The organism is Meiothermus sp. QL-1, assembly GCF_003351145.1.
Classification (GTDB): domain Bacteria; phylum Deinococcota; class Deinococci; order Deinococcales; family Thermaceae; genus Meiothermus.
On sequence record NZ_QQSV01000014.1, the window covers coordinates 1 to 23,679 of the forward strand.

The 23,679-nt window shown below is 68.6% G+C and carries 29 protein-coding genes; 10 read left to right on the top strand and 19 right to left on the bottom strand.

All coding sequences use genetic code 11. The features are described 5' to 3' along the window. Positions 1-54 precede the first annotated feature (54 nt). The gene (locus DV704_RS11535; RefSeq protein WP_114799732.1) at positions 55-414 is read right to left on the bottom strand and encodes a hypothetical protein; all 360 of its coding nucleotides are present in this window, start codon (positions 412-414) and stop codon (positions 55-57) included. A 412-nt stretch (positions 415-826) separates the two neighbouring features. Here DV704_RS11535 and DV704_RS11540 point away from each other — a divergent pair, with 412 nt between their 5' ends. After that, positions 827-1,171, top strand: a complete 345-nt coding sequence (locus DV704_RS11540; RefSeq protein WP_114799733.1) for a DUF6883 domain-containing protein — start codon at positions 827-829, stop codon at positions 1,169-1,171. Next, on the top strand, positions 1,153-1,368 hold the full coding sequence (locus tag DV704_RS11545; RefSeq protein ID WP_199489992.1) for a DUF4926 domain-containing protein: 216 nt from the start codon (positions 1,153-1,155) through the stop codon (positions 1,366-1,368). The genes DV704_RS11540 and DV704_RS11545 overlap by 19 nt, the downstream gene beginning before the upstream one ends. 138 nt (positions 1,369-1,506) lie before the next feature. Here the strand turns inward: DV704_RS11545 and DV704_RS11550 are convergent, their stop codons facing one another. The 4 genes from DV704_RS11550 to smpB form a co-directional block, all read right to left on the bottom strand. After that, positions 1,507-4,710 (bottom strand): AAA family ATPase, encoded by a 3,204-nt coding sequence (locus DV704_RS11550; protein ID WP_114799734.1) that lies wholly within the window; start codon positions 4,708-4,710, stop codon positions 1,507-1,509. 3 nt (positions 4,711-4,713) lie between these two features. Continuing rightward, positions 4,714-5,244, bottom strand: a complete 531-nt coding sequence (locus DV704_RS11555) for a GerMN domain-containing protein (RefSeq protein ID WP_114799735.1) — start codon at positions 5,242-5,244, stop codon at positions 4,714-4,716. A gap of 3 nt (positions 5,245-5,247) precedes the next feature. Further along, positions 5,248-6,465, bottom strand: coding sequence for an N-acetylmuramoyl-L-alanine amidase (locus DV704_RS11560; RefSeq protein ID WP_233498349.1), 1,218 nt, complete (start codon positions 6,463-6,465; stop codon positions 5,248-5,250). A 112-nt stretch (positions 6,466-6,577) separates the two neighbouring features. Next, entirely contained in the window at positions 6,578-7,009 is a 432-nt protein-coding gene (smpB, locus tag DV704_RS11565; RefSeq protein ID WP_114799737.1) for an SsrA-binding protein SmpB, read from the bottom strand. Positions 7,010-7,231: 222 nt separating this feature from the next. Between smpB and rodA the strand changes: the two genes are divergently transcribed. Beyond that, on the top strand, positions 7,232-8,314 hold the full coding sequence (rodA, locus tag DV704_RS11570) for a rod shape-determining protein RodA (protein WP_114799764.1): 1,083 nt from the start codon (positions 7,232-7,234) through the stop codon (positions 8,312-8,314). Here the strand turns inward: rodA and DV704_RS11575 are convergent. Then, positions 8,283-9,509, bottom strand: a complete 1,227-nt coding sequence (locus DV704_RS11575) for an LCP family protein (RefSeq protein WP_114799738.1) — start codon at positions 9,507-9,509, stop codon at positions 8,283-8,285. The genes rodA and DV704_RS11575 overlap by 32 nt on opposite strands. 10 nt (positions 9,510-9,519) lie before the next feature. Beyond that, positions 9,520-10,080 (bottom strand): bis(5'-nucleosyl)-tetraphosphatase (symmetrical) YqeK, encoded by a 561-nt coding sequence (yqeK, locus tag DV704_RS11580; protein ID WP_233498350.1) that lies wholly within the window; start codon positions 10,078-10,080, stop codon positions 9,520-9,522. 152 nt (positions 10,081-10,232) lie between these two features. Here yqeK and rplU point away from each other — a divergent pair, with 152 nt between their 5' ends. The 4 genes from rplU to rsfS are packed head-to-tail and all read left to right on the top strand — an operon-like array spanning position 10,233 to position 12,464. After that, complete coding sequence (gene rplU / locus DV704_RS11585) at positions 10,233-10,538, top strand: 50S ribosomal protein L21 (RefSeq protein WP_114799740.1); 306 nt, start codon at positions 10,233-10,235, stop codon at positions 10,536-10,538. Between the two features lie 10 nt (positions 10,539-10,548). After that, positions 10,549-10,812 carry a 50S ribosomal protein L27 gene (gene rpmA, locus DV704_RS11590; protein WP_114799741.1) on the top strand — a complete coding sequence of 88 codons (264 nt, stop codon included), beginning with the start codon at positions 10,549-10,551 and terminating at the stop codon, positions 10,810-10,812. 55 nt (positions 10,813-10,867) lie between these two features. Continuing rightward, positions 10,868-12,118, top strand: a complete 1,251-nt coding sequence (gene obgE, locus DV704_RS11595; RefSeq protein WP_114799742.1) for a GTPase ObgE — start codon at positions 10,868-10,870, stop codon at positions 12,116-12,118. A gap of 7 nt (positions 12,119-12,125) precedes the next feature. Then, positions 12,126-12,464: a ribosome silencing factor gene (rsfS, locus tag DV704_RS11600; protein WP_114799743.1), complete on the top strand. Its 339-nt coding sequence runs from the start codon at positions 12,126-12,128 to the stop codon at positions 12,462-12,464. Here the strand turns inward: rsfS and DV704_RS11605 are convergent. From DV704_RS11605 to rpmE, 6 genes are all read right to left on the bottom strand, one after another. Further along, complete coding sequence (locus DV704_RS11605) at positions 12,459-13,091, bottom strand: site-2 protease family protein (protein WP_199489994.1); 633 nt, start codon at positions 13,089-13,091, stop codon at positions 12,459-12,461. The two genes, rsfS and DV704_RS11605, sit on opposite strands and share 6 nt — an antisense overlap. Positions 13,092-13,096: 5 nt before the next feature. Continuing rightward, a complete protein-coding gene (locus tag DV704_RS11610; RefSeq protein ID WP_114799745.1) occupies positions 13,097-13,723 on the bottom strand; it encodes a site-2 protease family protein in 627 nt (208 codons plus the stop codon). Between the two features lie 28 nt (positions 13,724-13,751). After that, entirely contained in the window at positions 13,752-15,092 is a 1,341-nt protein-coding gene (gene accC, locus DV704_RS11615; RefSeq protein WP_114799746.1) for an acetyl-CoA carboxylase biotin carboxylase subunit, read from the bottom strand. Positions 15,093-15,100: 8 nt separating this feature from the next. Next, complete coding sequence (gene accB, locus DV704_RS11620; RefSeq protein WP_114799747.1) at positions 15,101-15,565, bottom strand: acetyl-CoA carboxylase biotin carboxyl carrier protein; 465 nt, start codon at positions 15,563-15,565, stop codon at positions 15,101-15,103. A gap of 92 nt (positions 15,566-15,657) precedes the next feature. Beyond that, positions 15,658-16,212, bottom strand: coding sequence for an elongation factor P (gene efp / locus DV704_RS11625; protein ID WP_114799748.1), 555 nt, complete (start codon positions 16,210-16,212; stop codon positions 15,658-15,660). 84 nt (positions 16,213-16,296) lie between these two features. Next, positions 16,297-16,518: a 50S ribosomal protein L31 gene (rpmE, locus tag DV704_RS11630; RefSeq protein ID WP_114799749.1), complete on the bottom strand. Its 222-nt coding sequence runs from the start codon at positions 16,516-16,518 to the stop codon at positions 16,297-16,299. 80 nt (positions 16,519-16,598) lie between these two features. Between rpmE and aroH the strand changes: the two genes are divergently transcribed. Continuing rightward, the gene (aroH, locus tag DV704_RS11635; RefSeq protein WP_114799750.1) at positions 16,599-16,967 is read left to right on the top strand and encodes a chorismate mutase; all 369 of its coding nucleotides are present in this window, start codon (positions 16,599-16,601) and stop codon (positions 16,965-16,967) included. Between the two features lie 4 nt (positions 16,968-16,971). Here aroH and metG read toward each other — a convergent pair whose 3' ends face one another. The 6 genes from metG to proC form a co-directional block, all read right to left on the bottom strand. After that, complete coding sequence (gene metG / locus DV704_RS11640; protein ID WP_114799751.1) at positions 16,972-18,855, bottom strand: methionine--tRNA ligase; 1,884 nt, start codon at positions 18,853-18,855, stop codon at positions 16,972-16,974. A gap of 109 nt (positions 18,856-18,964) precedes the next feature. Next, positions 18,965-19,651 (bottom strand): ribose-5-phosphate isomerase RpiA, encoded by a 687-nt coding sequence (gene rpiA, locus DV704_RS11645; protein ID WP_114799752.1) that lies wholly within the window; start codon positions 19,649-19,651, stop codon positions 18,965-18,967. A 10-nt stretch (positions 19,652-19,661) separates the two neighbouring features. Then, entirely contained in the window at positions 19,662-20,129 is a 468-nt protein-coding gene (gene bcp, locus DV704_RS11650; protein ID WP_114799753.1) for a thioredoxin-dependent thiol peroxidase, read from the bottom strand. A 2-nt stretch (positions 20,130-20,131) separates the two neighbouring features. Then, positions 20,132-20,620: an adenosine-specific kinase gene (locus DV704_RS11655; RefSeq protein ID WP_114799754.1), complete on the bottom strand. Its 489-nt coding sequence runs from the start codon at positions 20,618-20,620 to the stop codon at positions 20,132-20,134. 4 nt (positions 20,621-20,624) lie between these two features. Next, the gene (locus tag DV704_RS11660) at positions 20,625-21,173 is read right to left on the bottom strand and encodes a hypothetical protein (protein ID WP_114799755.1); all 549 of its coding nucleotides are present in this window, start codon (positions 21,171-21,173) and stop codon (positions 20,625-20,627) included. After that, a complete protein-coding gene (gene proC, locus DV704_RS11665; protein WP_114799756.1) occupies positions 21,170-21,955 on the bottom strand; it encodes a pyrroline-5-carboxylate reductase in 786 nt (261 codons plus the stop codon). The genes DV704_RS11660 and proC overlap by 4 nt, the downstream gene beginning before the upstream one ends. Before the next feature lie 67 nt (positions 21,956-22,022). On the opposite strand from proC, the gene tsaB reads away from it, so the two are divergent. Together tsaB and DV704_RS11675 are read left to right on the top strand one after the other, a co-directional pair. Next, the gene (gene tsaB, locus DV704_RS11670) at positions 22,023-22,553 is read left to right on the top strand and encodes a tRNA (adenosine(37)-N6)-threonylcarbamoyltransferase complex dimerization subunit type 1 TsaB (protein WP_199489993.1); all 531 of its coding nucleotides are present in this window, start codon (positions 22,023-22,025) and stop codon (positions 22,551-22,553) included. Between the two features lies 1 nt (position 22,554). Continuing rightward, entirely contained in the window at positions 22,555-23,658 is a 1,104-nt protein-coding gene (locus DV704_RS11675; protein ID WP_114799758.1) for a methyltransferase, read from the top strand. The last annotated feature ends 21 nt before the right edge of the window (positions 23,659-23,679 follow it).

The window sequence follows — 23,679 nt, forward strand, 5'->3', positions numbered from 1 at the left end:
CAGCTGATGCCGGGCTCGGGGTGTTACAGCACCGCCGGGCCATTTCTGTTCCCATCATACAACCTGTACCCCCGCATTGAAGATGCGGGGCACTATAGCCCCTTCCACACCATCCCCGTTTCGGTAGACGCTCTTGCGGAAGACCACATAAGGCCCGGCGTCGGGGCTGTAGACGTCCCGCTGCACAGCGACCGAGAACTCCCCCTCCTGCCTCAAGAACTCCCGGTAGGCCGAGCGCAGCTCCTCCAGCCCCGGCGCCGGCTCGCTCGCCACCTCCACCACGATGCCGTGGGGGTTCTCGCCCAGGCGCAGCAGGGCCTCGCGGGGCTGGCCGGTGATGGTGACCAGGCGCGGCTGGACCCCGGCGGCCCTCGCCGCCGCCTCGGAGACCAGGTGATGGGGGCGCCCAGCCATCCCGGGGCCCAACCTTACATGCTCAGGGCTGGACGGGCCAGGAGCAGAAGAGGACCCTGCCCTTATCTGCAACAAGGAAAAACACCAGGGCGCCCCTGTTCGGGGCACCCCGATGTGATAGGAGGTAACCTGCATCAGGTAGCAGGTTGCCAGGAGCATAGCACAGGTGACCGCCCTGAGTCAAGTACCTTGTTGACTTATGGGGGATTTTCTACTAGATTGTAGATTGATAGGAGAAAGTCATGTCCATCCTGCTGCAACACGAGATGGCAATCCGGCTCAGGTTCGACGATGGCCGCAGGGCCATCATCAGTAAACCGCGGCGCGGAGACCCCGCCCTTCAGGGCTGGGGAGGAGCGCCGCGTTCACCCAAAACATGCACGGGGGACAAGGGACGTGGTAGGCTCTCCCCGTGCGCTTCCTCGTCCCCAGGGCCAAGCTCACGGAGTACCTCCTCAACCCCAAGCACCCCGAGGGGGGAAGCAAGGCCCGTTTCTTCATAGCCCTGGGCTTCTCGCCGGGGGCTCCCGAGGCCCTGGAAGAAGCCCTTCTGCGCCACGCAGCGGAGGCGGAGGAGGTGGCCCGCAGGCCGGGCTTTCTGGGACAGGGTCTGGTGCTGGTCCTGCGGGGCCCCCTTCGCAGCCCCGGAAGGCAGGTCCTCCTGCAGAGTGTCTGGTACCATGAGGAAGAGGGTGCGGCGGCCCGTCTGGCGACGGCCTACCCCTGGAAAGGGCGGCGATGCGGGAGCACGAGCTAGTGGTCCTGAGGCGGGATAAGGAGGAGTGGGACCTGGAGGCGGGGGACGTGGGGACCGTGGTCCTGGTCTACCCCCACGGGGGTTACATGGTGGAGTTCGTGGACCACGAGGGGAACACCCTGGCCCTCCTGGACCTGGCCGAGGAGGAGGTGGCCCCCCTGAAGGGCCCTGCTCTCCTGCGGGCTAAGGGCGCCTGACGCGCCTCTTTCCCGCTCCTTCCTCCCATGCGCGGCCTGGCCCTTGGGTGTACAATATTTACGCGTTCAACGATTCTAGTCTTTAAGTCTAGGAGCTTCACATCCAAAAGGTTTGAAAGAAAGGTTTGAGAGAGGTAGCTACCCCACCCACTCCTCCTGCTTGATGCTGTAGACCCGGCTGACCCCCCGCTCGGCCGTTACGCCGTACAGGGCGTCGCAGGCCTCCATGGTGCGCTTCTGGTGGGTGACCAGGATGAACTGGGTCTGGCCCTTGAACTGCTTTAGGAAGCGGCAGAAGCGCTCGATGTTGGCCTCGTCCAGGGGGGCATCAACCTCGTCCAGCACGGCGATAGGAAGCCCCCCACGCCCCTCCCCTATCTCCGATAGGGCAAACAGGAAGGCCAGGGCCCCCATGGTGCGCTCGCCCATGGAGAGCAGGTTCAGGCTGACGGTGCGCTTGCCCGCCGGGCGAAGGACCAGCTCGAGGCCCCTCGGGCTCCGCTCCAGACCAGCCTCAGCGTCGAGCAGGGCCCGAGCGTAGTGAGCGAAGCGCTCCTTGAAGCGGGTGTAGGCCTCCTCCAGCCGCTCACGGTAGGCCGACTCTATCTCCCTGAGCTCGCCCTCCAGCCGCTGCACCACCGCCTCGGCCTCCTTCAGCGCGGCCTCGAGACGCTCCACCTCTTCCTTCAAGCGAGCATACTCGGCCTGGGCCAGGTGGTTGACCGGGCCCAGGGCGGCCAGCGCCGCCTCGGCCTCGGCCAGGGCCCGGGCCAGGCTGCGCGGCTGGCCCTCCTCCACCGGGCCTGGGGGCAGGGTGGAGAGCTCCTGCTGCAGGGTCTCGACGGCGGCCTCCCGCCGGGCCTGGGTCAGGTGGAGGGCCTCGAGGTCGGCCAGGACCTGGTTCATACGGGCCAGAAGGCGGGTCTCCTCCTCGGCCAGCCGCCGGCTTTGCTGCCGCGCGGCCTGCAGCTTTTGCTCAAGCGGGCCCAGGTCCAAAGCCGCCCGGGCCTCCTGCAGGCTTGCTCGGCGCTCTTCCAGCTCGGCCAACCGCTGCAAAAGCCCGGCCTCCTCCTGCCCAAGCTCTGCCAGCCGCGCTTCGATCCGGCGCTGTTCCCGCTGGGCCTGGGCGTAGCGCTCCACGTCCTCGTGGTAGCGCTGCCAGGCCAGGACGAGCTCGCGCTGCTGGGCCGCCTGCAGGTGCAGGGCCTCGTACTCCTGCCGGAGGGCCTGCAAGGGGGTGGGGTCAGGCGCTGCTACCGCCTCGGGGGCCTGGGGGGGCGGGGCTGGCTCGAGGCGCACCAGGCTGGACTGCACGGCCTTGAGCTCGGACAAAAGCTCGGCTTCCTGCCGCACCAGCTCCGCAAGGCCCAGTCCCACCAGCTCATCCTGGAGGGCCCGGCAGGCGGCCTCCAGGCGCTGGGCCTCGGCCTCCAGGCGCTGGGCCTCGGCCTGGGCCTCCTGGCAGCGCCGCCGCAGGGCCAGCATCTGCCCTCCCCGCTGCACCCGCCCGCCGGTCAGGGCCCCGCTGCTCTCCAGAAGCTCGCCCTCCAGGGTGACCAGCCGGGGGTGCTGGGGGTTGAGGCGGGCCAGGGCCAGCGCCGCCTCCAGGTTTTCCAGCAGCAGCGTATCCCCGAGCAGGACGGGCAGGGCCTCGGGACAGGCTGGGAGGGCCACCTGCTCCCGCGCCACCCCCACCACTCCGGGGAAGTGCGCCAGACTCGAGGAGCGCTCCCTGGGGGGTTTGAGCAGGGTGCGGGGCAGGAAGGTGGCCCGCCCCCCCCGCCGCTTGAGCAGCTCGATGGCGGCCTTCGCCGCCTTCTCGTCCTCGGTCAGAACCCACTGCATCCGGGCCCCCAGGGCCACCTCGAGGGCCAGCTCCAGCCCGGCCGGCACCTGCAGCAAATCGGCCACCACCCCGATCAGGCCGGGAATTCCCGCCGCCCGCACCTGGCGGGGCCCCTCGGCCAGGTCGGAGCCCGAGCGCAGAAGGGCCTCCAGCCGGCGGGCCTCGGCCAGGGCGGCCTGGGCCTCGCTGCGAAGCCGCCTTTCCTTCTGCCTGTGCTCCTCGAGCCCAGACCTCAGGGCTTTCTCCCGCTGACGGAGGTGCTCGAGCCGCTCCTGGTGTGCCAGAAGCAGGGCCTCCAGGCGGGCCCGTTCCTCCTCCAAAGCCGCCCGCCGGGCCTGCTCTTCCTCGTAGGCCTGCTGCCGGGCCTGGTAGGCGGCCCGGGCCTGCAGGTAGCGCTCGTAGGCCTGCCGGCCTGCTTCGAGCCGCCGCTCCTCAGCCAGAATGCTCCGCCGCAGCTCGTCCAGCCTTCGCTCGTCCTCCTGGAGGCGGGCGGGGTCTGGCTCGGGGGCCTGAGGGGGCTGGGGGGGCTGCAGGCCCTGCAGCCTGGTTCGCTGCGCCTGCGCTTCGGCTTGCTCCCGCGCGATGCGCTTTAGCAAGTGGCCTAAAGCCGCCTGCTCCTGCTCCACCAGCCTCAGCTCAGCCACAAGCCCCTCGGCCTGCCGCAGGGCCTCGGCCAGGGCGGCCTGGGCTGCTTCCTGGGCCTCCTGGGCCTTCTGCTTTGCGGCCTCCAGGCTCCGCAAGCGCTCGCGGATGGCCTCCTGTTCGGCCCTGAGCTCCCGGGACCTGTGCGCCGCGGCCTCTGCCTCCCGCTCGGCTTCCCGGATGCGAGCGGCAAGCAGGCTGCGCCGGAGCAGGAGAACCCGCGCGGCCAGGGCCTCGGCCCGCTGGGCGGCCTCGGCCTGCCTGGCCTTCTCGGCCAGGAGGGCCTTCTGCTCTTCTAGCTCCTGGCTGCGCTGGGCCCGCTCGAGGGCAGCCTGCCCCAGCCGCTCCCGTGCGGCCTGGCTGGCCTGGGCCACCGCGCGCAGGCCGGCGGCCTCCTCCAGGTAGCCCAGAAGCACCTCCGGGCCAGCCTGCAGGATCTGGCCCACCTCCCCCTGCCCCACCACGGCGTAGCCGCCGCGGGTGAGACCGGTGCCCCAGAGCACCTGCTCCACCTGGCGGAGGGTGCCGGGCCGGCCTGAGATCCGCACCTCGCTGTGGCCGTCCCGCTCCAGCCGCCGGCTCAGGGCTACCCGCCTTTCCCCACCTAGTTCAAGGCTTACCTCGGCAAAGCCCGAGGGCGCGCGCCCCTCGGCCCCGTGGAAAAGCAGGGAAAGGGCTTCCTCCCCCCTGAGCTCGCGCGCCCGGGCCCCCACCACCCAGCGCAGCGCCTCGACCAGGTTGCTCTTGCCTGAGCCGTTGGGGCCCACGATGCCGTGGATGCCGGGGCCGAACTCCAGACAGGTTCGCTCGCCGAAGGACTTGAAACCCTGCAGGATAAGCCGCTCGATGCGCATGGGTTAGGGCCGTGTAAAAGGGTCCAGAAGCGAAAGGTGGCCCAGGCTCTCAACCTCCCGCCCTTCCAGCAGGAACTTGACCTGGCGGACCTCCCTGAACTCCAAAAGCGTGTTGGCAATGCCGTAAATCAGCATCATCTCCCCTGCGGCGCCGTAGCCCAGCTCCGCGTAGGACCGGGGCAGGTCCACCAGAGCGGTGCCCTCCCACAGGAAGACCGTGGGGGCCCTGGTGCCGGCCGGCACCAGGAGCACGGCCCCAGGGATGCGAGGGCCTTTGACCAGCTCCTCCAGTACCCGCCCCAGAAGGTACTCCCCCTCGGCCACCTGGATGCTCCGCTCCTCAACCACCAGGCCGTCCAGGTTTTCCTTGGCGAAGTAGAGCCGGATGGTGCGGGGCCCCTGGGCCTCCGGGGTGGTGGGAAGGTTGAGGGGGCTGGAGGGGGGGGACTCCCGCCGGGTCGCCCAGAGGGCCAGCAGCCCCAGGACCAGCACGGCGAGGCCCAGCAGGTTGAACAGGCTCAGCGCTCTTCGCATCGGCTACCTCCCCAAGTGGGCGAGGATGGCTCGAGCCAGCGCACCCGCCACCTGGTCGCGGCCCTGGGGCGTGCGGAGCTGCTCGAAGCCGGCCTCGAACAAAATCGCCGCACCGCCAGCCAGGGAAAGCACGTACATGGCGTCCTGGCTGGTCTGGGCCACCATGCCCAAAGCGGCGAACTCCTCCGAGACCCGCTGGGCCAGGCGGGCTGAGCTGCCCGGAGGGGCGACGTAGCGCTCCAGGATGGCCCGCTGGGCCGCTGGAGTGCGGGCGATGAGCTCCCGCCCTTTCTCCAGAAGGCGCAGGGTCTGCACCTCCGGGTGGCTGTAGACCCGGATCTGCTGGCCCGCCGCCGCGTGCAAACTGACGAAGACCTGGGCCGTGGAGGCGTACTGGGCCCGGGCTAGAAGGGGAACATCCCGGTCGGCATTGCGGGTTAGGACCACCTCGAGGCCCTGGGCCTGCAGCAGCGCCCTCAGGCGCAGGGCCAGGCTTAGCGTCAGGTCCTTTTCCCGCAAGCCCCCCACCACCACCCCGGAATCCCCGCCCCCATGGCCCGCATCCAGCACCACCCGGGGCGGGCGCACCTCCTCTCCCCTTTCCACCACCACCTGTCGGGGCAAAAAGAACAGGCGGAGCTGGCCTTCCCCTTGGGGAAGGTAGACCTCGCTGCCCCAGCCCTCCTTGCTGAAGCTGATGGCCGAGCTGGGGGGAACGTCCGGCACCTCCTGCACCCCGATGAGGGCCACCCTCGGGGGGCTTGCCGAGATAAGGCGGGCCTGCACATCCCGGTCAAAGCTGAGGATATACCGCTCCACGCCGCCCGCCAAAGCCCGCTCTACCCGCAAAAGGCGGGCCGGCTGCAAGGCCAGCACCGGCGCGCCGTAGTCCACCCGGTAGTAAAGGTCGAGCCGGCGCGCCAGCTCCCGCACGGGAACCCAAAGACCATTCTGGAAGCGATAGGCCGAGAGGGTGCGGGCGGCCTCCGGACCCGAAGCGCTTATGCCAAAAGCGGCCACCCGGCTGCCCAGGCTCAGGTAGAGCCGGCCGGGAACCTCGAGGTAGCCGAGCCCTAGGGCCTCAGCGATGAAGCGGGCCGGTCCATAGGCCTCGCCCCCCTCCCCCCCGGGGTAGAGGGCCTGGGTTTCCTGAGTACCCACCAGCAAGCGGCCTTGGTACTGGGAAAAGCCCAGGGCAAGCGTGAGGAGAGCGAGGAGCATTCCACGGCCCATCCGAAGCACCAGCCGCTAATGTTTTACCCCCCCTGTTTGGGGAGCGCAAGGCTGGGGAGATTAGTGAAAACCTTCACAATAAAGATTGCTCGTGATAAGTTTACCAACCCCTCACCTCCCGCTGCACCGCCTTCCGCTTGTCCTCCTGCTTCTTCTGGTAGTCGCGCCGACCCTTGGCCAGGGCCAAAAGCAGTTTGGCCCTGCCCCGCTCGTTGAAGTAAATCCGCAGGGGCACCAGGGTCAGGCCCTTCTGCTCCACCTTGGCCCGCAGCCGATCGAGCTCCCGCCGGTGCAACAGCAGTTTGCGCAGGCGGCGGGGGTCGTGGTTGGTGTACCCCCCCTTTTCGTAGGGGGCTATGTAGAGGTTCTCCAGGAATAGCTCGTCCCCCTCGAAGCGGGCAAACGAACCGGTGAAGTCCACCTGACCGGCGCGGATGGACTTAACCTCGGTTCCCTTGAGCGCCAGGCCCGCCTCGTAGGTTTCCAGCACCTCGTAGTCGTGGCGGGCCTTGCGGTTTTCCAGTCCCGGCATCGCTGGCACCCCGCGAATTTGTTATATTTTTCACGATTTTATCGGCTGGTGAAATATTTCGCCAAAACTCAGTGGTCCTTATCCGGCAAGCCCTTGTCCTTGACCAGAAAAATGAACATGAGAAGCAACAAAACTATCACCCCACCAGCGCTCAGGGTAATGATCTCATCCAAAGACATAAAGCCTAACCTCCAGGAGGAGTCTACCACTTAAACTGGAATGGTGACTCTACGCAGGGTGCCGCTGCTGGCCTACGACTGGACGCTGGTGGTCCTCGTCTTGCTCATCAACCTCATCGGTCTGGTGACGCTCTACAGCGCCGCGCCCAACCCCAGCATGTGGACCCAGCAGCTCCTGGCCTTCCCCCTGGCGGTGGCCCTTGGGGTGGGGCTGCAATTCCTCTCCCGCCGGCAGGTCCTCGCCTGGTCCCTGCCCCTCTACCTCCTCTCGGTGGGGCTGCTTGGGCTGGTGCTGCTGGTGGGAAAAGAGATCAACGGGGCGAGGGCCTGGTTCGACCTGGGGCCCGCCAGCTTCCAGCCGAGCGAGATCGCCAAGATTGGGCTGGTCCTGCTCCTGGCCCGGGTTCTGGCCGCCCGGGCCCTGGCGCACCCCCTGGACTACCTGCCCCCTGCCCTCATCGCCGCCCCTATCCTGGGCCTGGTCCTCATCCAGCCCGACCTGGGCGGCGCCTTGGTTATCCTGGCCGGGGTGCTGGGCATGCTCTTCGTGCGGGGCATGCCCCTGCGCCACATCATCCTCGGCCTCCTCGCCACCGCCCTGCTCCTTCCCACGGTGGTGTGGCCCAACCTGAGCCCCTACCAGCGCGAACGGGTGGAAATCCTCTTCGACCTCTCCAAGGACCCCCGGGGCAAGGGCTTCCAGCAAATCCAGTCCACCATCGCCATCGGCTCGGGGGGCCTTATGGGCAAGGGCTTCGGCGCTGGAACCCAAACCCAGCTCGGCTTCGTGCCCGAGCGGCAGACCGACTTCATCTTCTCGGTTCTGGCCGAGGAGTGGGGCTTTCTGGGGGCCACCACACTGCTTCTGCTCTATGGCCTGCTCTTCTTCCGCCTGGGGCGGATGATCACCGAGTGCGTGCGGATGGAGGACCGGCTGGTGATCACCGGCGTGCTGGCCATGCTGGCCTTCCAGGTGGTGGTGAACGTGGCGGTCACGCTGGGCCTCGCCCCGGTCACCGGCCTCACCCTTCCGCTGGTGTCCAAAGGGGGCAGCAGCCTGCTCATGGTCTACCTGGGGCTGGGCCTGGCCCTCCTCATTCACCGGGAGCGCTACCGGGAGGTGTAGGGGCCAGCACCACCACCACATCGTAGCCTGGGGGGTCTATGCGGATGCGGCTTTGCAAAGGCAGGTGCAGCAGATCGGCCAGGTCGCGGGCCAGGGCAAAGGCCATGGAGGCCCGCCCCACCCCGGAGGCCCCGCTTTGCACCAGCACCCGGCCCTCCCCCCCCACCGGCCCCAGGCGCACCTCCGGGGGGGGAAGGCCCAGCTCCAAAAAGCCCTGGCGGTACAGCTCCCCCAGCCCAAGGCCGCTCTGGTCGAGGAGCAAAACCCTGAGGCCCAGGGCCTCCGCCTGCGCCAGCCGGGCCATGGCCCTGGTCTCCGGGTACTGCCCCAGCATCCCGGCCAGGAAAGCCGGCATGGCCGCGGTATCGGGGAGCAGGTAGGGCCCTGACTCCCGGGTGGGCAGGGTGGCCGCCTTCAGGCTAAGGCCCCGAAGGGAGGGGAGGAGGGCCAGCGCCTCCGGGAGGGAGAGGCTGGTCTCAAGGGAGTCCCAAAGCGCTGCCGCCATCCCGGGCAGCCGCGGCCAGTAGCGCGGGCTTTGCGCCTTGTGGGCCACCTGCTGGAGCACCTCGCGGATCCGGTCCAGCCGGCCCAGATCCGAGCCCTCCCAGCGGCGGAAGCGCATGTACTTGACCGCGTCCTTGCCGTTCAGGTGCAACCTACCTGCAGGAAAGTCTATGTAGAGGCCTGCAGCCCGGTCGGTGTAGCGCATGGGGTAGGGCAGCTCGACCTCGATGCCGTCCACCGCATCCACCAGCTTAATCACCGCTTCAAAGGTCAGGACCAGGTGGTGCTGCACCGGTAGGCCCAAGAGATGCTCCACCGCCTGCCGCAGCCCCTCTGCCCCGGCGCGCTCGTACACCGCGTTGATCCGGCCGGAATAGTGGCCCATGGGGGTGGGTCCCTGGTAGAGCAGGTCGCGAGGGATGGCCACCAGAACCGCTTCCCCACCCCGCAGACGGAGGTAGAGGATGGTATCGGTCCGGCGCCCGGGGCCGCAGGGGGTGTGGTGGCCGCAGTACTCGGTGTCGCGGGCCGCCACCACCAGGCTCAGCTCGCCCGGAGCTGGAACGAAACCTCCCAGGGGCAGGGGCTGCTGCCCTGCGGGCAGGCGGGGGCCGTAGGCCAGCACCCCCGCCAGAAGCAGAAGGGCCAGGCCCAGGGAGAAAAACGAGAGCCTGGGTGTCCGCGGCCCCATGACCCCAAGCTTACAAAAGCTTGGCCTGGGGGTGCAAAGCTTCGTAGGCCGCGCGGGTGCGGGGGTGGAGCTCGATGCCCTTGCGGGAGAGGTACTGGACCTTGCAGGCCACCGCTTCCCGGTAAGCCTCCAGCAGATGGCCCCGCAGGGCCTGGGCCCGGATCTCGTGGTTGACCCCGCGGCCCGGCTCCGAGACGTCGGCCACGTAGAGGGCCATCCCGATACCGTGCCGCGGATCCACCCCATAGACGTGGCCCTCGATGGCCTCGAGCACCTCCGGGTCTTCCAGCCCCCAGGCCTCCGCCATGCGCCGGGCCGCCCGGCCGTGGAGGGCCAGCGGGTGCTGCCGCTCTATCTCGTGCTCGGGCGGGGCCAGTTGCAGCAGCTCCTCAGGGGACATATCCCGGGCGGCATCGTGCAGGAGGCCGGCCAGGTAAGCCTTCTCCGCATCGAGGCCGTTGGCCCGGGCTATCTCGGCGGCCAGCTCGGCCACCCGCAGGATGTGGGCAAAGCGCTCAGGCGTCACCCGGGCCTGCACCCGCTCGAGCCAGCCAGTTCCAGTACGCGTCAAGCCATCCTCCTAGCAGGCGGGAAAACGCCCAGCCGAGCTGAGCCTACCAGCTTGGTCAGGCAACTGCCAAGGCTTGCAACGAAAGCGCAGAACGGCTATAGTTTTCATTTGGCTAAAAGCCCAGGGAAGGGCTTTGCTTGGAGTGTGTGATGATGTACGCAATTATCAAGACCGGCGGCAAGCAGTACCGCGCCGAGGTCGGCAGCCGGCTGCGGGTAGAAAAGCTGGAGGCCAGCCCTGGCGATACCCTGGAGTTCGAAGCCCTCATGCTGGGGGGCGAGAGGATCGTCTTCGGCACCCCCACGGTGCCCGGCGCCAGGGTGGTGGCCGAGGTGGTGGGGCACGGCAAGGGGAAGAAGGTGGTGGTGGCCAAGTTCAAAGCCAAGGTGCAGTACCGGCGCAAGCGGGGCCACCGCCAGCCCTACACCGAGATTCTGGTCAAGGAGATCCGCGCCTAGGGGGTGAGGTATGGCACACAAAAAGGGACTGGGCTCTACCAAGAACGGCCGCGACAGCCAGGCCAAGCGCCTGGGGGTCAAGCGCTTCGAGGGCCAGGTGGTGCGGGCGGGCCACATCCTGGTGCGCCAGCGGGGCACCAAGTTCCGCCCTGGCGCAGGGGTGGGCATGGGCCGTGACTTCACCCTCTTCGCCCTGATAGACGGGGTGGTGGAGTTTGCCGACAAGGGCCGGCTGGGCCGCTACGTGCGGGTCAGGCCCCTGGAGGCCCAATAGCCGAGAACCGCGGGCCAGGGGCCGGCATCGGCCCTTGGCCGTTCTTTTTAGGAGCATGTTCAGGGATGTCCTGGAGATCACGGTAGAGGCCGGGCGCGGCGGGGACGGCTGCATCAGCTTCCGCAGGGAAAAGTACATCGCCAAGGGGGGGCCCGACGGGGGCGACGGCGGGGACGGGGGCTCGGTGGTGCTGAGGGCCCGGGGGGAGGTGGACTCGCTCTCCACCCTCTCCAAGCGGGTCTACAGGGCTGAAAGCGGCCAGCACGGGATGGGCAAAGGGCTCTCGGGGCGCTCGGGCAGGGACCTGGTGGTGGAAGTACCCCGCGGCACCCGGGTCTACGACGCCGAGAGCGGGGCGCTGCTGGCCGACCTGGTGGAGGAGGGCCAGAGCTTTGTGGCCGCCTTGGGGGGCAAGGGGGGGCGAGGCAATGCCCACTTCGTGACCCCCACCCGCCAGGCCCCCCGCTTCGCCGAAGCCGGCGAACCGGGCGAGAAGCGCCGGCTGCGCCTGGAGCTCATGCTCCTGGCCGACGTGGGCCTGGTGGGCTACCCCAACGCCGGGAAGAGCAGCCTCCTGGCCGCCCTCACCCACGCCCAGCCCAGGATTGCCAGCTACCCCTTCACCACCCTCTCGCCCCACCTGGGGGTGGTCGAGCGCGGCCTGGAGCGCCTCACCCTGGCCGACATCCCCGGGATCATCGAGGGGGCGGCCCAGGGCCGGGGCCTGGGGCTGGAGTTCCTGCGCCACATCGCCCGCACCCGGGTTCTCCTCTACGTCCTGGACGGCTCTGAGCAACCCCTACAGACCCTGGAGATGCTCCGAAGCGAGCTCAGGGCCTACAACCCCGCCCTCCTGGCCCGCCCGGCCCTCATCGCCCTCAACAAGACCGACCTGCTCCCGGCCGAGGAGGTAAAGGCCCGGCTGGACGAGCTGGGCCAGGCCGGCCTGCCGGTGCTGCCCATCTCGGCCCTGCACCGCGAGGGGCTACCCGAGCTGGTCGAGGCCCTCTTCGCCCTGGCCAAGGCGGCGCCTAGGCCCCAGCTCGAGCCGCCCCAGCCCAGGCCTGAGCCCCAGGAGGAGATCCGGGTAGTCCAGCTCGAGGAAGGGGTGTTCGCCCTCGAGGCCCCCCAGCTCGAGCGCCAGGTCAGGCGGCTCAAGGGCGACCTGATGGAGGCGGCGGGCTATCTCCAGGAGCTCTTCAAGCGCCACCGCCTCGAGCAGGTGCTGAAAGCCCACGGCGTGCGGGCCGGGGACACGGTCCGTTTTGGGGAGCACGAATTCGAGTACATACCTGAGGTAGACTAAGCCCCGAATGGTTGCCACGGACGCCCACACGCTCATCGCCCAGATCAAGGAGGCCCTGGAGGACAAGAAGGCCCTGGACATCGTCGCCCTCGATCTGACCGAGGTCTCCGACGCCCTGGACTACTTCGTCATCGCCACCGGCACCTCCCAGCCCCACCTGCAGGCGCTGGAACGGGCGGTGCGGGAAAAGCTCCTGGCCCAGGGCGTGCGGGCCGCCCACGTGGAGGGGCCCAGCCCCCGCTGGGTGCTGCTCGACTACGGGCCGGTGCTGGTCCACCTGATGAGCCCTGAGGCCCGGGCCTACTACGACCTGGAGGGCTTCTGGGCCGACGCCAGGCGGCTATAGGCCAAACAGAGCGAAGAAGCCCTCCCGCACCCGGGAGAGAAAGCCGGCCAGGGGCTGGCGAAACAGGGTGAGCAGGAGCAGAAGGGCCACCACCGCATAGGTGGGGCTGCTTTCCAACCGCCATATGAGGGGATGCCAGCGCAGGGGCAAGAAGCTCTGCAAAATCTTGGAGCCATCCAAAGGCGGGATGGGCAAGAGGTTGAAGACCGCCAGAACGAGGTTGACGCTGGCCGCCACCGCCAGGGCCTGCAGCAGCCAGCGGGGCTCCAGGTAGCCCCCCTCCAGCAGAAGGCGCAGCAGGAGGGCGAGAGAGGTGGCGATGAGCAGGTTGATGAGGATGCCCGCGACCGAGACCAGAAAAAGCCCCAGGCGGTAGTGGCGGAAGTTGGGGGGATGGATGGGAACCGGCTTGGCCCAGCCCACCCCCAGCAGGAGGATCATCAGCGAGCCGATGGGGTCCAGGTGCTTGAGGGGGTTCAGGGTTACCCGGCCCTGGGCCTGGGCGGTGGGGTCCCCCATCCAAAGGGCGGCGATGGCGTGACCCCACTCGTGCAGGGCCAGGGAGAAGAGGAGCACCAGGACCACCAGGAAGAAAGCCAGGGGGTCGCTTTGCAACAGGAATATCAGCCCCATCAAAGCCCCATGGCAGCAAACAGCGCGTTCAATAGTCCGCTAAGCCCTGCGCGGATGGCGGGGAGGATGCCGGTGAGGTTGAGCACCAGGAAGATCAGGAAAAAGCCCACAAAGCCGTAGCTCTGCAGCTGGTCCATGAAGCGCCGGGCCTCCGGACTGCCCACCGCGTAGACCACCCGGGCCCCGTCCAGGGGGGGCACGGGGAAGAGGAAGACCGCGGCGTGGCCGATCATCAGGGAGCCGGCCACCTGCATCCCCAGGGCCAGGCTCGAGGCGGCCGGACCCAGGAATTCCAGCAGGCGGGCCAGCAGGATGTAGAAGAAGGCGGCCACGAAGAAGCCCAGTGGCCCCATCAGGGCCACCTGGGCCCCCCTGGGGCCAAAAAGCCGCCAGGGGACCAGGCGAGGAAAGCCGAAGCCCAAAAGGGCCAGGAACAAAAGGCCCAAAGCGTCCAGATGCACCCTGGGCTCCACGGTCAGAAAGCCGTAGCGCCGGGGCTCGCCGTCGCGGTAGCGGTCGGCCAGGTAGGCCTGGAACAGGTTGTGCACCACCAGGCCAAAGGCCCCAGCGGCAAGGGCCACGAGGTAGGCCAGGGGGTCTCTACCCAAAAGCTCGAAGAAAAACATGCTGCCCCCAGTTTACGCGCAAACCAAATCAGCCAAGTAGCCGCGCGACGAAGTCGGTGTAGACCTCCCCCCGCTGGTAGAGCTCATCGTCCATGACCCTGAGATGGAAGGGCACCGTGGTCCTGAGGCCCGGCCCCTCGATCACCGTCTCGGCGAGGGCCCGCCGCATCCGGGCGATGGCCTCCTGCCGGTCCTCGCCGTGCACGATGAGCTTGGCCACCAAGGAGTCGTAGTGGGGCGGAATGCTGTAGCCGGCGTAGAGGTGCGAGTCCACCCGCACCCCAGGGCCTCCGGGGAAGTGCAGGGTCTCCACCTTGCCGATGCTGGGGCGGAAGTCCTTCTCGTAGTCCTCGGCGTTGATGCGGCACTCGATGGCGTGGCCCCGCAGGACGATCTCGCTCTGCTTTAGCGTAAAGGGCTCCCCGGCTGCGATCTTGATCTGCAGCTTGACCAAATCCAGCCCCGAGACCATCTCGGTCACGGTGTGCTCCACCTGGATGCGGGTGTTCATCTCCATGAAGTAGTAGTTGCCCTCGGGGTCCACGATGAACTCCAAGGTACCCGCCCCCTGGTAGTTGACGTACTTGGCCAGCCGCACCCCGGCGGCCAGGATCTCCTGGCGCAGGGCCTCGTCCAGGCGGCTTGGGGCCTCCTCGATGAGCTTCTGGTTGCGCCGCTGCACCGAGCAGTCCCGCTCCCCCACGTGGACCACGTGCCCCTTGCCGTCCCCCATCACCTGCACCTCCACGTGGCGGAAAAGCTCGATGTACTTCTCCAGGATGAGCGAGGGGTCGGAGAAGTAGTTCTGGGCCTCGAGCTGGGCCTGGGCGAAGGCGGTCCTCATCTCCTCGGGCGAGCGCACCACCTTCTGCCCCCGGCCCCCGCCCCCCGCGCTGGCCTTGAGCAGCACCGGGTAGCCGATGGCCTCGGCGGCCTCCAGGGCCTCCTCCACCGACCGCAGCACCCCCGTCCCCGGCACGGTGGGCACGTTGGACCTGGCCGCAATCTCCCTTCCCCCGGCCTTGGAGCCCAGGCTGTGCATGGACTCCGGGGTGGGCCCGATGAAGACGATGCCGTGGTCGCGGCACATCTCGGCGAACTGGGGGTTCTCGGCCAGGAAGCCGTAGCCCGGATGGATGGCCTCGGCCCCGGTGATAAGGGCGGCCGAGAGCAGGTTGGGGATGTTCAGGTAGCTCTGGGCTGAGGGCGCCGGCCCGATGCAGATGGCCTCGTCGGCCAGCAAAACCGGCAGCGACTGGCTGTCGGCCTCGCTGTGGGCCACCACCACCTTGATGCCCAGCTCGCGGGCAGCGCGCAGGACCCGCAGGGCGATCTCGCCCCGGTTGGCCACCATGATCTTCCTGAACATACCGGCTCCTAAGCGGGTTCGATGAGGAAGAGCACCTGGCCGTACTCCACCGGCTCGGCGTTGTTGACCAGGATCTTGCGCACCACCCCGTCGAACTCGCTTTCGATCTCGTTCATCAGCTTCATCGCCTCGATGATGCAAAGCACCTGCCCCTTCCTGACCCTATCCCCTTCCTTCACGTAGGGCTCGGCCTCGGGGGAGGGAGCCCGGTAGAAGGTGCCCACGATGGGGGCCTTGACCTCGAGGTAGCGGACCGCCTCCTCCTTGGGCTCCGGCTTGGGCTGGGCCGCCTCCGGGGCTGGAGAGGGTGGATTCTGCGGGGCGGGCTGGGGGGGTGTTGCGGGCGCCTGCACGTACTGCACCTCAGGGCCCCGCTTGACGGTGAGTTTGTAATCAGGGGTCTCGAGGGTGAGCTCGGAGACCTCGTGGTCCTGCAGGGCTTGGAGGATGGACTTAAGCTCCTTTACGTTCATGCTCGCCTCCAGGGTCCTTTGAGCCTATAGAAGTATACGCCGCCCAAGGAAATAGGGCCCCTTCCGCAGAAGGGGCCCCGGCGCCCTCACCGCTAGGCCCGGCCTAAGTACTCGCCGGTGCGGGTATCCACCCGGATGACCTCGCCCGGCTCCACGAAGAGCGGCACCTGCACCACCGCCCCGGTCTCGAGGGTGGCCGGCTTGCTGCCCCCCGAGACCGTGTCGCCCCGCACCCCGGGGGGGGTATCCACCACCCTGAGCTCCACCGAGGGGGGCAGGGTGATGTCCAGGGGCCGGCCGTTGTACATGGCCCCCTGCACGGTCATCCCCTCCTTGAGGAAGCGGGTGGACTCGGAGATGCTTTTGGGCACGTGGAACTGCTCATAGGTCTCCAGGTCCATGAAGACCAGCTCCTCGCCGTCGGGGTAGAGGTACTGCAGCTCCTTGGTCTCCACGTAGACGTCCTCGAGCTTCTCCCCCGAGTTGAAGGTGCGCTCCACGATGGCCCCGGTCTCCAGGTTGCGGAACTTGGCCACCACCTTGGCCCCGCCGCGGCCTATCTTCTGGTGCTGGTACTCGATGCACTGCCACAGTGCACCGTCCATCTTGACCTTGGTTCCGTTGCGCAGGTCGGTAACGCTGATCATCGAACCTCCTGTCCCCAAAGCCCAAGTCTACAGCAAAAGCGCACAAACCGGGGGCAGCGCCCCTGCCCCCGGCGCTGGGCCGGCCTACTTCCTGGCCTTCCGGCCGTAGGTGCCGGCGAACTTCTTCTGGAACTTCTCCACCCGCCCCTCGGTGTCCACAAAACGCTGCTGACCGGTCCAGAAGGGGTGGTTGCCGCTCCACACCTCCACGTGGATCTCGGGCCTGACGCTGTAGGTCTGCATGACCACCTCGCCGTTGCAGATGATCTTGCAGGGGACCAGCTTGGGATGAATCTTCTCCTTCATGGGCACTCCTGTGCAGTCAACCCTAGCACTATACCAGGTCTGGTCGAGTCGGGCAAGACGGGTTAAAATCGCCCCCAGCCATGGTCAGAGGGGTACGCGGTGCCATAACGGTGGAGGAGGACACCCGGGAAGCCATTCTAAGCGCCACGCGCGAGCTTCTGCAGAAGATGCTCGAGGCCAACCAGATCACCGACTTCGACAGCATCGGGGCCATGATCTTCACCCTCACCGACGACCTGCGCGCAGCCTTCCCTGCCGAGGCTGCCCGGCAGCTCGGGATGCAGCGGGTGCCGCTCATCAACTCCCGCGAGATCCCAGTCCCAGGCGCGCTGCCCCGGGTCATCCGGGTGATGATGCTCTGGAACACCGACGTCCCGCAGCACCAGGTCAAGCACGTCTACCTGCGGGACGCGGTGCAGCTCAGGCCCGACCTGGACAGCGCGCAGTGAGGGCCTAGCGGACCCGGGCCCCCGGGGGGAGCTCCTTTTCCGGGGTCACCACCACGACGCGCCCCTCGGGGCCCTCGCCGGCCAGGATCATCCCCTCCGACCGAACCCCACGGATGACCGCCGGCTTGAGGTTGGCCACCAGGATGAGCTTCTTCCCCAGCAGGCTCTCGGGGGTGTAGTCCTGGGCGATGCCCGAGACCACCTGGCGGGTGTGGTCGCCCAGGTTCAGGCTCAAAACCAGCAGCCGGTCGGCCTTGGGGTGCTTCTCGGCCCGCACCACCTCGGCCACCCGCAGGTCCAGGCGGCTGAACTCCTCAAGGCCAATCTGTTCACCAGGGCTCGGGTCCTCCCCCTGCCCGTCCGGCTTGGGGGCCGGCGCGGCGTCCGGTTTGGGGAAGAGCAAGGGGGCCTCCTCGGGGATTCGGGTCCCCGCCGGGGCCAGGCCCCAGACCTCGGTCTCGGCCAGGGTGTAGTCGCCCAGCCCCAGAGCAGCGCGCAGGGCCTTGGCCTTGGTGGGCAGGGCCGGCTCTAAGAGCACGCTGGCGATGCGCAGACCCTCCACCACGGTGTAAAGCACCTCTTCCAGCTCCTGCCTCCGCCCCTGGCGGGCCAGCTCCCAGGGGCGGGTGTCGTTGATGAGCTTGTTCAGGCTCCGCACGTACTGCATCACCTCTTCCAAAGCCAGGTGGATGCGCAAGGCCCCCACCTCCCGCCGCACCTTCTCGGCCAGGGCCAGCCCGGCCCGGGCCGCTTCCGAGTCCGGCGAGGAAGGGGCGGGTATGACCCCCCCGCAGTACTTGAGGAGCATGGTGCGCACGCGCGAGAGCAGGTTGCCCAGGTCGTTGGCCAGGTCGGCGTTGAAGCGCTGGGCCACCACCTCCTCGCCGAAGGGGCTGTCGGCGCCCAGGGTGGTGTCGCGCAAAAGAGCGTAGTGTAGAGCGTCCACCCCGAACTTCTCGGCCAGGGCCAGCGGGTCCACCGCGTTGCCCAGGCTCTTGCCCATCTTGCGCCCGTCCATGGCCAGGATGTGGCCGTGCACCACCAGGCGCTGGTAGACGGGGAAGCCCGCGCTTTTGAGCATGGTGGGCCAGAAGATGGCGTGGGGCTTGAGGATGTCCTTGCCGATGACGTGCCAGGCGTGGGGCCAGAACTTCTCGAAGAGCCCCCGGCTCCAAAGCGAGGAGATGTAGGCCAGCAGGGCGTCGAACCAGACGTAGGTCACGTGGTCCTCGTCCCAAGGAATGGGAATCCCCCAGGGCACCCGGGCTTTGGGGCGGGAGATGGAGAGGTCGCCGATGGGCTCCTTGAGCATCTCCAGCACCTCGTTGCGGTAGGCGGTGGGCTGGATGAGGTCGGGGTGGGCCTGGAGGTACTCCAGCAGCCAGGGGCGGTACTTCTCCATGCGGAAGAAGTAGTTGGCCTCCTTGCGCAGCACCGGGGGCTCGGAATCGCCCGGCAGCACCCCCCCCACCAGCTCTTTTTCGGTCACAAAGCGCTCGGAGCCCACCGAGTAGAGCCCCTCGTACTCGGCGTAGTAGATGTCCCCTGCCTCGTAGACCCGGCGCAGGACCTCCTGCACGAAGCGCTTGTGCCGTTCGGAGGTGGTGCGGATGTAGTCGTCGTAGCTGATGAGCAGGCGCTGGTAGGCGGGCTGGAAGAGCTGCTCCGAGACGTAGTCCACGAAGGCCTGGGGCTCCTGGCCCGCGTTCTTGGCCGCACGGGCAATCTTCTCGCCGTGCTCGTCGGTTCCGGTGACGAACTGGGTCTCGTAGCCGTCGAGGCGGTGGAAGCGGGCCAGAAAGTCGCAGATGATCTTCTCGTAGACGTGGCCGATGTGGGGGGCCGCGTTGGCGTAATCGATGGCGGCGGTCTCGTAGAAAACTTTCATTCTCCTCCTCGGGCAAAAAAACCGGGGCGCACGCGCGCCCCGCCGATAGCCAAGCCGCTATCGCCGGGGTCCGGGCTTCATTCGCGGAAGGCGCCCCATGGGCCTTATTCTACAACGAGCCCCCGCCAAGGTACTCCACCCCCCCCGGCCCCGCCACGATGGCCAGGGAGGCCAGCCCCACGAAAAGCCCGGTCTCCACCACCCCGGGGATGCGCTTCAGGGCCCCGTCGAGGCCCGCCGGGTCCTCGATGGGGCCAAAGCGCATATCGGCGATGTAGTTGCCCCCGTCGGTCCGGTAGGGCTCCTCCCCCTGCATCCGCAGCCTGGGCTCCCCCAGGCGGGAGAGGGCCCTCAGGGTCGCGCGGTGGCCGAAGGGCACGATCTCCACCGGCACCAGCCCCCGCCCCAGCCGGGGCACCTTCTTGCTGTGGTCGGCCACCACCAGGAAGCGCCGGGCGTTGGCCTCCACGATCTTCTCCCGCAAAAGAGCTCCCCCCAGGCCCTTGACCAGCGATAGGTCGGGGGCAATCTCATCGGCCCCGTCTATGGCCAGGTCCACCCCTTCGGGCCCCAGCTCCACCAGGGGGATGCCCTCCTGCTGGGCCAGCCTGGCGGTGGCCTCGGAGGTGGGCACCGCCACCACCCCCCTGAGTTCCCCCTGGCGCAGCCGCCGGCCCAGCTCCCGCACCACGTGGGCCGCGGTGGAGCCCGTCCCCAGGCCCACCACCATCCCAGACTCCACCTGCCGGACGGCCTCGAGGGCCGCTCGGCGCTTGAAATCGTCCAGGCAGTCCATAGCCCCCAGTCTACCCGCGAAGCCTCTGGAGCACCTCGGCCACCTCGGCGGCGTGGGCCTCGGGCCGGACCTTCTCCCACACCCAGGCCACCCGGCCCTCGGGGTCGATCAGGTAGGTCTGCCGCAAAACGCCCTCAAAGACCTTGCCGTACATCGTCTTGGTGCCCCAGGCCCCATAGGCCCGCACCACGCTTTTCTCGAGGTCGGCGAGGAGGGGGAAGTTGAGGGCGTACTTCGCGTGGAAGCGGGCGTGGCTTTGCACATCGTCGGCCGAGACGCCCAGCACCACCGCCCCCAGCTCTTCCAGCCGCCCCTTTTCGTCGCGAAAAGCGCAGGCCTCCTTGGTGCAGCCCGGGGTATCGTCCTTGGGGTAGAAGTAGAGCACCACCCACCGCCCGCGGTAGTCCTCCAGCCGGTGGAGCCGGCCCTCCTGGTCGGGGAGGGCGAAGCCCGGGGCCATCTCGCCAGGCCTCAGCATAGCTACCCCACCTTGTAGCCCAGCCTGCGCAGCAGGTCTTTGCGCCAGGCCACGTCCTCCTCGCCCTCCACCCCAAGGGGCTTGTACCCGTCCAGCACCCCCAGGATGCCCCGCTGCTCCCCCTCCTCGGCCACGACCACCGCCAAAGGGTTGGCCGTGGCCGCGAAGATGCGCACCACCTCGGGGCAGGCCTTCACCGCGTGGAGCACGTTGATGGGGTAAAAACCCTCCCCCAGCACAATCAAAAAGGAGTGGCCGGCCCCTATGGCCAGGGCATTCCTGACCGCCAGATCCACCAGGTGGGGGTCGGTGCCGCTCCTGCGCACCAGCCGCTTGCCCGAGGCCTCGCAGAAGGCCAGGCCGAAGCGGATGCCCGGCACCGCGGTGACCAGGGCCTCGTGCAGGTCCTCCACGGTCTTGATGAAGTGGCTCATCCCCAGGATGAGGTTCAGGTTCTCGGGCTTCTCAACCGGCACCACCCTCAGCTCCATGCCCTCATTTAGGCACAGCGTAGCGGACCAGGTCAACCGTGCTGCCGTCCGGGGTGGCGTAGCGGACGATGCCCAGCCCCGGCACGAAGTAGACCTCCATGACCTGGCTGCCGCCCCCGCTGGTCACGGTGGAGGTGCGGATCACGTAGGCGTTGAAACGGCCCGCCGGCACACTCACCCCCTCGATGCGTACCACCTTGGCCAGCAGGGCCACCAACTGCCCGCCAAAGCGGCTGCGCCCCCCCCACTCCTGCCCCAGGGCCAGAGGGGGGGCGGGGTAGAGGAGCAGGGGGGGATCGTAGGCCTGGAGCGAGCGGCCCACCAAAAGGCCGTGGAGCCACACCCCCTCCGGCGTGTAGCGGAGCAGGTCGGCGCTCACCGGCCGCTTCTCCAGCCGCCGCTCGAGGACCCAAAGCCCGTCCTGTTCGCGGGTGAAGACCTGCTCCATTCCCGAGGAGTAGACCCAGGCGTAGCCCGCCCCATGGGGGTAGTAGGCCGTCGGTGCGGCCCATCCCCACAAAAGCCCCAGCCCCAACCAGATAAGACGCCTCATCCCTCCTCCCGGCCCAAAGCGTGCCCCCGATGGGTGGCGGCCTCCACCGCCTCGATGAACGCCGCCCGCACCCCCCGGGCCTCCAGCGCGGCCAGCCCGTGGATGGTGGTGCCACCGGGGCTGCTCACCTCGTCCTTGAGCACCGCGGGGTGCTTTAGGCGCAGCAGCTCGCCGGTGGCGATGAGCACGTCGGCGGCCAGGCGCAGGGCCTGGGCCCGGGGCAGGCCCTGCTTGACCCCCCCATCGGCCAGGGCCTCGGCCACCACCGCGAGGTAGGCCGGCGCCGAGGCGGCCATCCCGGTGAAGGCATCGAAAAGCCGCTCGGGAAGCTCATAGACATCGCCCACGGTGGCGAAAAGCTCCCGGGCGAAGGCCAGGTCGCCGGCCTCCTCGGCCTCGCGGGGGCCGGTGATGGCGGTGGAGCTCCTGCCGATGATGGCGGCCAGGTTGGGCATGGAGCGCACCACCCGCCGGGTGCCGAGGCGGCGTGAGAGCACAGCGGTGGAGATGCCGGCCAGGATGGAGATGTAGCCCAGGTTGGGGTGGGCGATCTGGGGGGCCAGGAGGGTGATATCCCGGGGCTGCACGCAGATGAGGACCCGCTCGCAGTGGCGCAGCTCGGGGAGCTGAAGGGCCCGGGTGCCGGTCTGATGGGCCACCTCCTGGGTGCGCTCCGGGGTGTCCAGCACCCCGATCTCCCCTGGGGGGAGCATCCCGCTCCGCAAAACCCCTTCCAGGATGCTCCGGCCCATCTTGCCCACGCCCACGATGGCCAATTTCATGGCCCCAAGTCTAAGCCACCCTGCGGCGGGCCTGTCAAACGGCGGGCCCTTATTTATACTTCATCTCGTGCTGGTGCTTGCCCTGGACACGGCCACCCCCTATCTGGTGCTGGGCCTCCCCCACGCCGAGCGGGCCCTCCTCCTCAAGCGGCGCCACGCCGAGGTGCTCTGGGCTGAGCTCGAGCAGTTCCTGCAGGACTTCGAGACCCCCCTGGAGCGCCTCCAGGGCATCGCGGTGGGCCAGGGCCCGGGCTCGTACACCGGGCTGCGGGTGGGCATCGCGGCGGGGCTGGGGCTGGGCCGGGGGCTGGGGCTGCCGGTGGTGGGGGTGGAGACCCTGGCCGGGGTGGCGCTGCGCTACCCCGGGGTGGTCACCGTGGCCCAGCAGGGCCGGGCAGGCCTGGCCTACGCCGCCACCTACCGGGTGGAGGCCGGCAGGGCCGCCCCCCTCCAGCCCCCGAGGCGCGTGGCGCTGGCCGGGCTGGAGGCCCAGGGCCTGCTGGTGCTGGACCAGCCCCCCTCGGGGCGGGCCCTGGCCCGGCTGGGGGCCGAGCGGCTGGCCAGGGGGGAGGCCTCCGTAGAGCCCCTGTACCTCTAGCATGACCCTGGCGGAGTACCACACCCTGCGGCCCGTATCCACCCCGGCCGGGCGGCTTTTCACCAAGCCCGGCGTCCGCGGGGCGGCCGACCCGGCCTACGACCTTCTGGCCCGCAGCCTGGAGGCCTACGGCGAGCGGGCCCTCGATCTGAACCCTGGGGCCGGCCGGGTCACGCTGGCCCTTTTAGGGCAGGGGCTTCAGGTGCGGGCGGTGGAGACCTCGAGGGCCGCCTTGCGCTGCCTGGAGGCCAGCTTTGGCCGCGCGGTGGAGGTGGTCTGCGGCCTGCCCTGGGAGGTCGAACCCGGCTGGGCCGACCTGGTGGCCCTGGTCCTCCCCGCCCATCGCGGCAGCCGTTATGTAGAGCTCTCGCTGCTGGGGGCGGCCCGGGCCCTGCGGCCGGGGGGGCGGCTTTACCTGGCCGGGAGCAAGGAGCGGGGCTTCGAGAGCTACTTCAGGCTGGCCCAGGCCATGCTGGGCTACGGTCTGCTGCTAAAACGCGAGGGACCCCTGCGCGCAGCGGTGCTGGAGAAGGAACACCCCCCTCCTCCCCTGCCCGCCCCCTGGCAGTCCTTCACCGCCCGGGTGCGGGGGCGGACCCTGCGCTTCGCCCATCTGCCCGGGGTGTTCTCGGCGGGGAAGCTGGACGCGGGCAGCGCCCTGCTGCTGGCCCACCTGCCAGAGGAAGGGCTGGGGCGGGTGCTGGACCTGGGGGCTGGGTACGGGGCCCTGAGCCTGCCTTTAGTGGGGCAGGCCGAGGCGCTGACGCTGCTCGAGGACGACTGGCCCAGCGTGCTCTCGGCCCAGGAGAACCTAGGCGAGCAGGCCTGCGTCCTTCACTCCGATGTGGACGAGGCCTTGACACCCCAGGCCCGCTTCACTACCATTGTATCGAACCCCCCGTTCCACGTGGGGGGGACCGTTGTGTTGGAAAGCGCCGCTGCATTCATCGAAGCCGCCTACGCCCGCCTGGAGAGGGGCGGGAAGTTTTATCTGGTGGCCAACCGCTTTCTGCCCTACGAGCCTCTGCTGCTGGAGCGCTTCGGCCGCGTGCGCACCCTGGCAGAGGAGGGCTACAAGGTGCTGCTGGCCCAGAGGACTGGCTGAGGCTGGAGGTGAACTTTGAAG